Source organism: Microcoleus sp. PH2017_35_SFW_U_B (assembly GCF_020737865.1).
In the GTDB taxonomy this organism is placed as follows: Bacteria; Cyanobacteriota; Cyanobacteriia; order Cyanobacteriales; family Microcoleaceae; genus Microcoleus.
This window is the reverse complement of record NZ_JAEQDE010000045.1, coordinates 1-13,958: the sequence shown is the minus strand read 5'-3', so window position 1 is coordinate 13,958 and position 13,958 is coordinate 1. Positions and strand designations below refer to the sequence as shown.

At 46.9% G+C, this 13,958-nt stretch carries 4 protein-coding genes; 3 read left to right on the top strand and 1 reads right to left on the bottom strand.

Translation table 11 applies throughout. The annotated features are described in order from the left end of the window. Positions 1-83 precede the first annotated feature (83 nt). Complete coding sequence (locus JGK36_RS12880) at positions 84-1,418, bottom strand: TrkH family potassium uptake protein (protein WP_293181791.1); 1,335 nt, start codon at positions 1,416-1,418, stop codon at positions 84-86. Positions 1,419-1,722: 304 nt separating this feature from the next. On the opposite strand from JGK36_RS12880, the gene JGK36_RS12875 reads away from it, so the two are divergent. The 3 genes from JGK36_RS12875 (at position 1,723) to JGK36_RS12865 (ending at position 13,892) form a co-directional block, all read left to right on the top strand. After that, the gene (locus JGK36_RS12875) at positions 1,723-2,676 is read left to right on the top strand and encodes a methyltransferase domain-containing protein (protein WP_293191414.1); all 954 of its coding nucleotides are present in this window, start codon (positions 1,723-1,725) and stop codon (positions 2,674-2,676) included. A gap of 299 nt (positions 2,677-2,975) precedes the next feature. Beyond that, positions 2,976-3,971, top strand: coding sequence for a homogentisate phytyltransferase (locus tag JGK36_RS12870; RefSeq protein ID WP_293197062.1), 996 nt, complete (start codon positions 2,976-2,978; stop codon positions 3,969-3,971). A gap of 123 nt (positions 3,972-4,094) precedes the next feature. After that, the gene (locus JGK36_RS12865; protein WP_293197063.1) at positions 4,095-13,892 is read left to right on the top strand and encodes a tetratricopeptide repeat protein; all 9,798 of its coding nucleotides are present in this window, start codon (positions 4,095-4,097) and stop codon (positions 13,890-13,892) included. Positions 13,893-13,958 lie beyond the last annotated feature (66 nt).

Here is a 13,958-nt window from a genome sequence, read left to right as displayed (position 1 = left end):
AGACGCTCGCACTACATAATTCCGATGCAACCGGATTTGATATGACCCATTGTTTAGATTATCAGCAACTGGGCAGGATTTTTTTATCCGACTAACAAACTTTCCTCAGCATACTTAAAAGTTCTGGGTTTGGGGTCGCCGAATGCGGCACTCATCAGCAGCAGCACGCCAACCCGGCCTATGTACATTGTCGCAATCAAAATTAATTTGCCGATCGCCGAAATCTTGGCTGTAATCCCTGTGGAAAGGCCGACCGTGCCAAAAGCTGACACTGCCTCAAACAGCACTTGGATAAATTCTAGTTCGGGATTGGTCAGTTCAATTAAAATTGCAGATGAGAAGGCGACTAACAGCGAGCCGAAGACTACGCTAATGGTTTTCAGAATCAGGGCTGCTGGGATTTGACGCTGATAGGACTGCACCTGTTCCTGACCTTCGAGAACTGCTGCGGTACAGCTAAACAATATCCTAAAAGTTGTGGTTTTGATGCCGCCGCCGGTGCTACCGGGACTGGCGCCGATAAACATGAGGGCGATGGTCAAAAATAGCGCGGCTTCGCTCATTTTTCCAATGTCAATTGTATTAAATCCTGCCGTGCGGGGCGTCACAGATTGAAACCAAGCTGCCATCACCTTTTGAGGAAAATTTAGAGGCCCGAAAGTTCCTGGGTTGTTGTATTCCAGCACTAAATATGCTAGGGTTCCTAAAATTAAAAGGACAGCAGTTGTACTGGTAACGACTTTGAAATTCAGGGAAAAAACTGTGCAGATGGGGCTTTTGTTGAAGCGATCGCGCAGCCACAGGTACATTTCCATAATTACTTGATAGCCGATGCCCCCAAATACGATCAATCCGGTGACTGTGAAGTTAATCACAGGCGAATTGACGTAGCGGATTAAATTATCTGAATAGATGCTAAATCCGGCGTTATTAAAAGAATTCACACTGTGAAAAATAGCAGACCAGAGACCGTCTTTAAATCCGTATTCTGGGACAAAAACTAACATCAGCAAAAACACTCCAGTCAATTCAAACAAAGCGGTTGTTGCTAGAATTGACTGCACGAGTTGTAATACTCCGGCTAGTCCCGATTTGTCAAGTGATTGTTGCAGGGCAATTTTGTCTTTTAAACCAAAGCGGCGGCCCAATAGCAGCAGTAAGAAAGTTGTGGCTGTCATGTAGCCTAAGCCTCCTATTTGCACCAGTAACACGAGGCACAGTTGCCCCCAAAAAGAGTAATATTTTCCGACATCTACAACCGACAACCCTGTGACGCAGACAGCGGAAGTAGAGGTAAAGAGTGCTGTGATTGGATCGCTCCAAGTTCCATCAATTGTGGAAAATGGCATCATTAGTAGTAGAGCACCTGCGGTAATGACGGCGATGAATCCTAAACAAATAGTTCGCGAGACAGTCATTCGATTTTAGATTTTAGATTTTAGATTTTAGATTTTAGATTGGGGATTTTGAGATTTTGAGATTTTGGGATTTGGGATTTGGGATTTGGGATTTGGGATTTGGGATTTTAGAGGGAACCCACAAATCGATTTTAGATTTTTGATTTGGGATTTTAAAGGGAACTCACAAATCGATCGCCTGGCCCGAAATCAGGATATCTCTGCGAGTGCGAGTGCCGGCTGTCGATCGCACTTTCGCCGCCAAGTTCGATGACAACAACAGGACAATCACGGTAGAATTCCTGTAACAACTTGCGATCGTGCGATGACATCAACACTTTACCAGCAAATTCAGCAACTCTACGACGCTTCTAGCGGTTTGTGGGAGCAGGTGTGGGGCGAACATATGCACCACGGTTACTACGGCCCGGATGGAAACTTAAAGAAAGAGCGCCGACAGGCTCAGATAGATTTGATCGAGGAACTGCTCTCCTGGGCCCGAGTGCCGACAGCCGGAGCGCTATCAGAACCTTACCGCATTCTGGATGTCGGTTGCGGCATTGGTGGGAGCACGTTGTATTTGACCGAAAAGTTTGGTTCGATCGCGCAAAATAATTTAAAGTCGGATGATGGGGTCGATCGCGATTTTAGTCGATCGTCGGAACCAAATCAAAAGGGCGATCGGGTGACAGCCACCGGCATTACGCTGAGTCCGGTACAGGCAAACAGAGCAAAGGAACGCGCTAAAATTGCTGGACTGGAAAGCAATGTTAACTTTTTAGTAGCAGATGCTTTAAATATGCCTTTTCCTGATGAGTCCTTCGACTTGGTTTGGTCGCTCGAAAGTGGGGAACATATGCCCGACAAAATTAAGTTTTTAGAGGAATGCTGCCGCGTGCTCAAGCCGGGAGGAACTTTGATTTTGGCAACTTGGTGTCACCGCCCGCTGGGAGAAACAGCGGGAGAATTGACTGATGCAGAGAGGAAGGAATTGGCAGAAATTTACCGAGTTTATGCTTTGCCTTATGTGATTTCTTTGCCGGAATATGAGGAGATTGTCCGCAGTTTGCCTCTGACAAGTATTCGCAGTGCTGATTGGTCAAAAGCTGTGGCTCCTTTTTGGGATGTGGTGATCGATTCTGCTTTGACTCCGAGCGCGATTTGGGGTTTGTTGACGAGCGGTTGGACGACTATTCAAGCTGCACTTGCTCTGGGGTTGATGAGTCGGGGATATGAGAGCGGATTGATTCGTTTCGGGCTGATTTGTGCTGTAAAATAAATGGAACAGTTGACAGTTGACAGTTGACAGTTGACAGTTGACAGTTGACCGAAGGAAGAAGGAAGTTCGGCAACGGATGTAACGGATGTAACGGATAGAAGGAAGAGGGAAGAAGGAAGGAAGAAGGAAGAGTTGACAGTTGACCGAAGAAATGAAGTAAAAAGGAAGAAAGAAGGAAGGAATGAAGGAAGAAGGAATGAAGAAGTTCGGTTGATGATATTTCTGGCGGCAAGTTCAATCAAGTAAGGTGGACAATTTCCATCTTACTTAATATTATTTCTGGTGCGTTTGTAGGATTTATGAGCAACGATTCGATTGGTAAGTCTTGGATTGATGAAAATGGCTCGGCTCCGCAAAGCTGGGTGAGCGCTTTTTGGGAGTTTTCTCGGCCGCATACGATTATCGGCACTACCTTGAGTGTACTGGCTTTGTATGCGATCGCTCAAAGCACTCGATTATTTGTGAATCCGATATTTCTGCCGCTAGCATTTGCTTGGTTGGCTTGCATTTGTGGCAATATTTATATTGTGGGATTGAACCAGTTAGAAGATGTTGAAATTGATAAAATTAATAAGCCGTATTTGCCGATCGCCTCGGGAGCGTTTTCTCGCAAAACTGGGGAGTTGATTGTAATTGCAACGGGAATTATAGCGGTTGTGACTGCTGTTTTGCAAGGCCCGTTTTTGCTGGCTACAGTTGGCGTTAGTTTGGCGATTGGGACTGCTTATTCTCTGCCACCAATTCGGTTGAAGCGGTTTCCTTTTTGGGCGGCGCTGTGCATTTTTACGGTGCGCGGGGCGATCGTCAATTTAGGGCTGTTTCTACACTTTAATTGGGTTTTGGGTTTGGGAAGGGCGAAAAGCGTTTTTACGGGCTGGAGCTTAAATAGTCTGTCTTTGGCGATTCCGGCGGAAGTTTGGGTGCTGACGGTTTTTGTGATCGTGTTTACTTTTGCGATCGCCATTTTCAAAGATATCCCTGACATGGAGGGCGACAAGCAATACAATATTACTACGTTGACGATCGAGTTGGGCAAGCAGGCTGTGTTTAATTTGTCTCGCTGGGTGTTGACGGTTTGCTATTTGGGCGCTACTTTGGCGGGAGCAGTCGTGTTGTCTAATGTTAATTTAGTGTTTTTGACGGTTGCTCATTTGGTGGCTTTGGGTTTGATGTGGTTTTGGAGTGTCAAAGTTGATTTGGACGAGCAGAAAGAAATTGCTGATTTTTATCAGTTTATTTGGAAGTTGTTTTTCTTAGAATATTTGATTTTTCCCGCAGCTTGTTTGTTGGGATGAAGGCAGTTGGCAGTTGGCAGTTGGCAGTTGGCGGTTATTGTTAGAGTAAAAAATAACAAACAACAAATAACAAACAACAAATAACAAACAACAAATAACAAACAACAAACAACAAAGACAACTATGGCTTCTAAGAAAAAATTCCAAAAATCTGCCGTCAAAATGCGTGCTGAAGATTCTTTGAAGATAGCTTGGGAATATCATCAAGCGGGGCGTTTGTTAGAAGCTGAAAATTTGTACCGGCAAATTGTGGAAGCGCAGCCGGAGTCAGCAAACGTGTTGTGTTTGTTGGGAATTGCAGTCAGACAGCAGGGAAAAGTGGCTGAGGCGATCGACTTTTACGATCGCGCGATCGCCCAAAACCCCGATTTTGTAGAGGCACATTTAAACAAAGCCCATGTTTTGATGGATGTTGGCGCTACTCAAAGGGCGATCGCCAGTTACGAACAAGTCATCCAACTTTCACCAAATACCGCACTAGCATACAACAATTTGGGCTGGCTCAAACAGCACTTGGGCGAAATTGACTCGGCAATTTCATATTATCAAACAGCGCTCCAGCTCGATCCAAACTTGCTGGAAACTGCACACAATTTAGCAGGCTTATTAAAAGACAAAAATCAATTAAATGAGGCAGTCGCCTGTTACCTGCACGCTTTAAAAATTAATCCTAATTTGACATATTCTCTGATCGGATTGGGAAGAATTTTTCAGCAGCAAGGTAAATTGCCCGAAGCTTTCGACTGCTACCAGCAAGCTATAGCATTAGAACCTAACAATCCCGAATCTCAGAACAATGTGGGAGCATTTTACCACGAACAAGGTAATACTAAAGCAGCAATTTCCCACTACCGACAAGCATTAAAACTTAAGCCGGACTTCGTGGATGCTATTAACAACCTCGCCCACGCTTTGGTCGATTTAGGAGAATTTCAAGAAGCTTTTGCTTGTCACCATCGAGCCTTGGAATTGCAGCCAGACAACGCCATCGCACACCTGGAATTAGCCTTGACTTTGCTATTGTTTGGAGATTTCCAGCGCGGTTTTGCTGAATATGAGTGGCGGTGGTGCACTTCGCAAGTAGAAGCGAGACAATTTCCACAGCCGCTTTGGGATGGTGCGGATTTGCAGGGGAAAACTATTTTACTCCACGTCGAGCAAGGCTTCGGCGATTCGATTCAGTTTATTCGCTACGCGCCGATGCTTCGCAGCCGAGGTGCTAAAGTTATCGTGGCTTGCTATCCGGATTTGATGCGGTTGTTTGCGACTGTTGTCGGGATTGAATATTTATCAGTTTGTTTTGAGGATTTGCCAGCATTTGACTTTCACGCACCGCTGATGAGTTTGCCGAGGATTGTGGGGACAACTCTGGAAACAATTCCCGCAAATGTTCCTTATTTAGCTCCGCCTGCTGAGTGCAGTTTTGCACTTGCTTCTGATGCAAAGTTAAAGGTGGGGATTGTTTGGGCGGGAAGTCCGCAGCGCCGTAAAGATAATCAACGTTCTTGTAGTTTAAGCGATTTTATGCAATTCTTGGATGTTCCGGGAATTGCTTTTTATAGTTTACAAAAAAACTTGTCGGAGTGCGATCGCACTTTGTTGCACCAGCATCTAGTCCCGGATTTGAGCGCGCATCTGAACGACTTTGCTGATACGGCTTCTGCTATATCTCAATTGGATTTAGTGATTACTGTCGATACTTCTGTGGCACACTTGGCTGGTGCTTTGGGTAAACCGGTTTGGGTGCTGCTGTCTTTTGCTCCTGACTGGCGCTGGCTGCTGGATCGCGAAGACAATCCTTGGTATCCAACTGCAAGGCTTTTCCGCCAAAGTCAGCCGGAAAGTTGGCAAGAATTGTTTCAGGATGTGCAGGCGGCTTTGAGTTTATTTGCGATCGCAAATTCTGCTACTTCTGCTGAGGATGCTGCCAAAAATCTACCTCTGGAAATGACAGGCGCTAGCTTGGTTGAGGAAAACAAACAAATATTTGTGACTGCGGGCGAAGCTTTAGGAAATGACTCAGCAGCCAAGCATTTGCAGGGAATTGAGATATCTGTTGTCGCAACGGGCGACGAAAATTCGGCTGTTGTAGATGATTTATTGCAACAAGCAGAACATTTAATGGAAACAGGCGATAAGCTAGAGGCGATCGCCCTTTACGAACAAATTATATCTCTCGCTCCCAATTGTTTCCAAGCGCGAATTAATTATGGTTTTCTCAAACACGAAAATGGGGAATTAGATGCAGCCATTCCGCATTACCAAGAAGCTTTAGCGCTCGCTCCCAATATTCCTCAAACAGCTTACAACTTGGCAAAGATTTTTGAGGAACAAGGTAAAGTGGAACAGGCGATCGCACTTTACGAACAAGCTCTGGCTGCTGAACCGGATTTCGTGCCCGCACTGATTAATTTAGCGGTGGCGCTGCAAGAAAAGGGCGAACTGTTAAGGGCACTCGATCTGTACCGCCGAGCGCTGGAAATTCAACCCCATAGCTGGGAAGCTTACAACAATTTGGCAACTGTTTTGCAAGAACAGGGCAATTTAGAAGAGGCGCTGGAGTATTATCACAAAGCGTTGGAATTGCTGCCGGATTTTGTGGAAGCTATCAACAATTTAGGCAGGACTTTTCTGGAAAAAGGCGCGGTTGAAGATGCGATCGCCTGCTACAGACGGGCGATTCATTTGAATCCGGATCATGCTAGCGCTCACCTGAATTTGTCCTTGGCTTTGCTGTTGGCGGGAGATTTTGCAAATGGCCTCGCCGAATACGAGTGGCGCTGGCAGATTAAAGAATTTAAAACAGGCCATTCCTGTTATTTGACGGCGCCGGGAAATACACTTTCGGCAAGAGAATACCGGCCGCTGTGGGACGGTTCCAACTTGCAGGGAAAGACTGTTTTGCTGCACGCGGAACAAGGTTTAGGCGATTCGCTTCAGTTTATTCGCTACGTTGAGATTGTCAAAAATCGAGGCGGTAGGGTAATTGTTGATTGTTACCCGCAATTGCGCCGTTTGTTTGCCATGGTTGATGGCATTGATTTGTTGATAGTTAGAGGTGAACCGCTGCCGGAATTTGACGTGCAAGTGCCGATGTTGAGTTTACCCTATGTTCTCGGTACAAGGCTAGAAACAATTCCGGCAACTACTGCTTATTTGTCTCCCCCTGCGGATGCTGAATTTGCGCTTTTGCCCGATCGCAATTTGAAAGTTGGGATTGTCTGGGCGGGGAATCCCAAACACCGCAAAAATATGCAGCGTTCTTGCGGTTTAAGTCAGTTTCTGCCGCTTTTGGACGTTTCGGGGGTAACTTTTTACAGCTTGCAGAAGGAGGTTTTAGAGGCCGATCGCGCGCTGTTGAATGGAACGCCGATCGTCGATTTGAGCCCGCATTTTGGTGATTTGGCTGATACTGCTGCTGCGATCGCCAAACTGGATTTAGTAATTACTGTCGATACGGCTGTCGCCCATTTGGCGGGCGCTTTGGGCAAACCGGTGTGGGTTTTGCTGGCGTTTTCCCCGGATTGGCGGTGGTTGTTGGAGCGCGAAGACAGTCCTTGGTATCCCAGTGCAAGGCTGTTTCGGCAACGGGAAAGGGGAGGCTGGGAGGGCGTTTTCGCTAGGGTGGCGGAGGCTCTAGGCGCTGTTTCTGCTGGATTTGTGCCGTCGGAGGCGGCGGATTGGGAGTTGCAGTTGGGCCGAGATTTGCAACAGCAGGGCAATTTGGGCGGGGCGATCGAATGTTATCAGCGGGCGATCGCGATCGATCCGAATTATGCAGCAGCCCACAGCAATTTAGGTGTTGTCAAACAGCAAAGCGGGCGGTTAACAGAGGCGATCGCGCATTACCGACAAGCCCTAGAAATCGACCCGAATTTGGCTGAAACTGCGAGCAATTTGGGCAGCGCGCTGGCGGAAGCAGGGGAGAATGAAGGTGCGATCGCCCAATACCAGCGGGCGCTGTCTTTGAACCCGAATTGCGCGGAAGCGCTGGTTAATTTGGGCCTGCTGCGGGAAGAGCAAGGGGATGTGGGGGAGGCTGTCAGGTTGTACGAGCAAGCGATTCAAGTCAATCCTGATTGTGCTGTGGCTTATTTGAATTTGGGCATTGCTTTGGAGGAACGAGGAGAGGAAACGGGCGCGAATTACGATCGCGCGATCGCAAATTACGAACGGGCGATCGCTCTCGAACCCAATTATGTAGACGCCTTGCACAACTTAGGATACGCCTCGATCCGACAGGGCAGAATTGCAGATGCGATCGCCTATTACGATCGCGCTATGGCGGTGCAACCAGATTTAGCCGAAACTCTGATCGGTTTGGGGAGTTCCCTGCAACAGCAAGATAAGTTAGATGAGGCTCTAGCCGTCTGCCAGCAAGCAATTCAGCAGTTGCCATCCCATGCTGGCGCTCGCTGCAATCTGGGAATTGTGCTGCACAAACAGGGCAAAATTGCAGGTGCGATCGCCTGTTACCAGCAAGCTTTGAGCCTGCAACCCGACTTTCCCGAAGCTTTGAACAATCTGGGTAAAGCTTTTGAGGAAGCCGGAAATATGGCAGAGGCGATCGATTGTTACCGTAGGGCGATCGAGTTGAAACCGGGTAATATGAATCCCCTCAACGGTTTGGGGAAAGTGTTGCACCAAGGCGGCCAATTTGCGGATGCTGTCACCTGCTACAGTCAAGCAGTTCAATTCAATGCGACTAACCCAGAATCTCACCTAAATTTAGGTTTGGCTTTGCTGCTGTCTGGAGAGTTGCAGCGCGGTTTTTCCGAGTACGAATGGCGGCTCCTAATTAAAGAAAAAGAGTTTCCGTGCCACAACTTTATTCAGCCGATTTGGGACGGCAAAGATTTGGAGGGAAAAACTATTTTGCTTTGCCCGGAACAGGGTTTGGGCGATGCAATTCAGTTTATCCGCTACGCAGATTTAGTCAAGCAAAAAGGCGGCAAGGTAATTGTTTGGTGTTTGCCGCACTTGCAGCGGTTGTTTGCCCAAGTTTCGGGAATCGATGAGTTAATAATTAATCCCGACGATGCGCCTGATTTTCAAGTTCATGCGCGGTTAATGAGTTTGCCACACATTCTGGGAACCACTTTAGACACTATACCAGCTAATGTTCCTTATTTAGCTCCGCCACCCGGTTTGGAATGCGCTCTTCCGAACACTCCTAATTTGAAAGTAGGGATTGTGTGGTCTGGAAATACTCAACATTCACAAAATAAGGTACGATCGTTCCCGCTAGATTTGTTGGCAAAACTGTTAGAGATTCCCGGAGCAGATTTTTACAATTTGCAAAAGCAAATGACAGCAGACGAGCGTGCTTGGTTAGATCGAATGCCCGTCACAGATTTAAGCTCTAATTTGCACGATATGGCAGTTACTGCTGCGGTAATCTCGGCTCTGGATTTAGTCATTTCGGTAGATACTTCTGTAGCGCATTTGGCGGGTGCTTTGGGCAAACCCGTGTGGATTTTGCTGTGTTTTGTGCCGGATTGGCGGTGGATGTTGGAGCGCGAAGATACTCCTTGGTATCCCAGTGCAAGGCTGTTTCGTCAGTCAGCAGCGGGGGATTGGGATGGAGTTTTAGATCGGGCTACTTTGGCGCTTGAAGCAAAAATTCATGAGCATCAGGAAGCTCGACAACCAATAGAAATTCAGTCTAATATTGAGTTAGCTAAGAAACAATTCGATCGCGCAAATCTGCTGAAATCCCAAGGAAAGCTTGCCGAGGCGATCGCATATTTCAAGAATGCTTTGGTTTTGCAGCCAGATTCCATCGAGTCCGCTACTAATTTAGCCGTCACGCTGCACCAAACAGGCGATTTAGCCGAAGCTGCGACGTATTATCAGCGCGCGATCGAAATTGACCCGAACTGCGCCCAAGCGCAAAATAACTTGGGTATTTTGCTGCAAGATCGGGGAAATATCGCCGAGGCAGTAATTTGCTTTCAAAAGGCGATCGCCCTAAATCCCGTTTATGTCAAAGCTTTGAACAATCTCGGCGCGACTCTCCAGCAGCAGGGCGAGATTCAAAGTGCGATCGTCTATTTTCAGCAAGCACTTTCCCTCAATGCCAATTACGTACCCGCCCTCGTAAATTTGGGCGTGGCGATGCAAGCAAAATGTCAGCCAGCGGAGGCCGGGCGGCTTTACCAGCGTGCAATTGAAGCAGAACCGAACAATTCTAAAGGACACTATCACCTGGGAAATTCATGTTTGGCTGCGGGCAAAATAGAGCAGGCAATTTCTAGCTTTGAGGTAGCAATATCTTTGCAGCCAAATTATGTAGAAGCCCTGACTAATTTAGGCAGTGCCGTGGAACTATTGGGAGACGTAAATCGGGCAATTTCATGTTACAATCAAGCTCTCGCAGTAGCTCCAGACTGTGTTAAAGCTCACTTCAATTTAGGCTTAGTCTTGCTGTTGACAGGTGACTTGCCGCGCGGTTTAGCAGAATACGAGTGGCGGTGGCACACAGATCAGGCGAAAAAATTGCAGCGCTTGAATTTTGACAAGCCAGTTTGGGACGGTTCAGATTTGAACGGACAAACTATTTTACTCCGCTGCGAACAAGGTTTGGGCGACGCAATTCAATTTGTCCGCTACGCCACAATTGTCCAGCAAAAGGGCGGCAAAGTCATTATATCTTGCTATCAAGAACTGAAGCGTTTATTTAAGCAGATTCCTGGTATCGAACAAGTGGCGGTGCGGGTGGAAGAATTGCCCGATTTTCAAGTGCAAGCACCGCTGATGAGTTTGCCGCACATTCTCGGAACAACTTTAGACAATATACCCGCCAATGTTCCTTATTTAGCGGCGCCGCCGAATTGGCAATTTTCGCTAAATTGCGATCGCAATTTCAAAGTAGGGATTGTCTGGGCGGGAAGTTCGGAACATTTGAAGGATTTTGTGCGATCGAGCGATTTCAGCTATTTCTTGAAATTCTTAGATATTCCCGGTGTCAGTTTTTACAGTCTGCAAAAAGAAGTGTCGGCGGATGACATGACTTTGTTAACTCAAACTTCTGTCATAGATTTGAGCGACAATTTGAACGATTTTGCCGATACTGCGGCGGTGATATCGCAACTAGATTTAGTTATTTGCGTCGATACCGCTGTGGCGCACTTAGCCGGTGCGTTGGGCAAACCTGTCTGGATTTTGCTCTCATTTATGCCCGATTGGCGGTGGCTGCTGACACGGGAAGACAGCCCTTGGTATCCCACTGCGCGGTTGTTTCGGCAGGAAATAGCGGGTGATTGGGATGGCGTGGGCGATCGTATAAAAGTCGCTTTACAAGAGTTAATTCCCACTCCCACTGAGGCTAAATCATCATCAAGTGCGATCGCAGAAATAGACGTACAGTTTCACATAGCAAAGGCATTACAAAAACAAGGTAACAAAGCAGCCGCCGCGCGCTACGAACAAATAATTGCCACCTCACCCAACCACGCCGAAGCCCACACTTATTTAGGTTATCTCAAACAGGAAAACGGACAAATAGCCGAGGCAGTTTCGCACTACCAGCAAGCACTCGCAACCAATCCCAACCTGGGCAAAACCAACTTATATTTAGGTTATGCCCTGGAATCACAAGGAAGAGTTGCGGAGGCGATCGACTGCTATACTAAAGCAATTCAACTATCTCCAGAATCTCCAGATTTGCGTTTGAGACTAGCATTTGCTTTGCTGTTGACTGGCAATTTCCAGCATGGTTTTGCCGAGTACGAATCGCGCTGGAAAACTCAAGAATTAGAACAACAATATACCAATTACCCGCTTTGGGATGGTTCAGATTTGCAGGGAAAAACAATTTTATTGCACCCAGAACAAGGTTTTGGCGATGCGATTCATTTTATCCGCTACGCACCTTTAGTCAAGCAAAAAGGCGGCAAAGTTATGGTTGCTTGTCATCAATCGCTGAAGCGTTTGTTTGAAAAAGTGGCAGGCGTAGATAATGTAGTCACAAACCCGCAGAATTTGCTAGATTTTCAAGTGCAAGCGCCGCTGCTAAGTTTGCCGCGAATTCTGGGAACGACTTTGGAAAACATACCTGCAAATATTTCTTATTTAGCTCCGCCCGATGATTGTAAAATTTCCCTAGGATCGAACAATAAACTAAAAGTAGGTATTGTGTGGGCGGGCGGGCCGCTGCACCGCAACAATCACGAGCGATCCTGTAAATTGAGCGATTTTCTGAAATTTTTAGATGTTAGGGGCGCGACTTTTTACAGCCTTCAGAAAGACTTGTCGGCGGGCGATTTAACTTTATTGAATCAACAGCAAATCTCTGATTTAAGCGAACATTGCGTCGATTTTGCCGACACCGCAGCGATTATTTCGCAACTGGATTTAGTAATTTGTGTTGATACTGCGATCGCCCACTTAGCTGGTGCGTTGGGCAAACCTGTCTGGATTTTGCTCTCTTTCATGCCCGATTGGCGGTGGATGCTGACACGGGAAGACAGCCCTTGGTATCCCACTGCGCGGTTGTTTCGGCAGTCACAGGCGGGTGATTGGGATGCCGTGGGCGATCGTATAAAAGCAGCCCTAGAACAGCTAATTACCCGTTTCCAGGCTCTACCTACTAACGCATATCCAGAGGCTCAAACTGAAAATCCCCTCTCACAAACTCCGCTACAAATAATAGAAAATACTCATTCCCAGACTCTACCTGGTAATATATATCCAGAAGTTCTTCCTCAAAATATCCCCCCAGAAACCCCGCCACAAATAACAGGAATCGGCATCAGTTGGCCAGTCAGCATCACCAGCGGCTGGGGCATTTACGGCATGAATTTAACACTGCAACTGCTGCGAAATCCTGCCTGGGAAGTTGCACTTTTAGTACCGCCGTCCATCACCTCAGAATCCATCAATCCGCTGCACAAATCACTCTTGTCACCCGCAGTAGAAAAGCAGAAACAATTTCAGGAATTAGTAACAGCAAATTCCGACAAACAGATCAGTTGTAACTTTCCTGTACTTTACGCTTTGGGGAATAACTTAGCATCCTCGGGAGTTGAAAATCACCTAATCAGCCCTTGTCAAGTAGGAGTCATCTTTTTTGAAGACACCCGCATTACCGCAGCAGCCCTAGAAACAGCCAAAAAATATCGCGCCATTGTCGCCGGCTCCCACTGGAATGCCGATGTTTTGAGAAGCTGCGGCTTGACTAACGTCGCGATGGTAAATCAAGGAATTGACCCCACAATTTTCCATCCTGCACCTAAATCTAACTTATTTGGCGATCGCTTCGTCATCTTCTCCGGCGGCAAACTCGAATATCGCAAAGGCCAAGACATTGTAATCGCCGCTTTCAAACGATTTCGCGCCAAACATCCAGAAGCTTTACTACTAACAACCTGGCACAATTTCTGGCCTCAATATATGCTAGGAATCGAACAAACCGGAAATGTTGCGGGACTTCCCAATATCAACCGCGACGGAAGTTTAGGAATTTCGCAATGGTTGGCGGCTAACGGCTTACCAGTTGACTCTTTTATCGACATCGGTTTAATTCCCAATCACCTCGCCGGACAAATATTGCGAGAAGCTGACTGCGCTGTTTTCACCAATCGCTGCGAAGGCGGCACTAATTTAGTCGCAATGGAAAGTATGGCCTGCGGAATTCCTACTATTTTATCAGCAAATACCGGACATTTAGACTTGATTTACAGCAATATTTGCTATCCTTTGTCGCATCAGGGACGAGTTAAACCGACTGCTCATTTTCCCGGTGTAGAAGGTTGGGGAGAGTCAGATGTTGAGGAAGTTGTCGAGGCTTTGGAGCAAGTTTATACTAATCGCGAAGAAGCGAAACGTCGGGGTTTAGCTGCGGCGAATTTTATGCTCGATTGGACTTGGGAAAAACAAGTTAAACGCTTTTTGAATATTATTGGCGGGCTATATACATAATTCCCGTAGGGGCGGGTTCACCAACAATAATCGCCCCAAAACTAACAATTTCAAAAACCCGCCCTC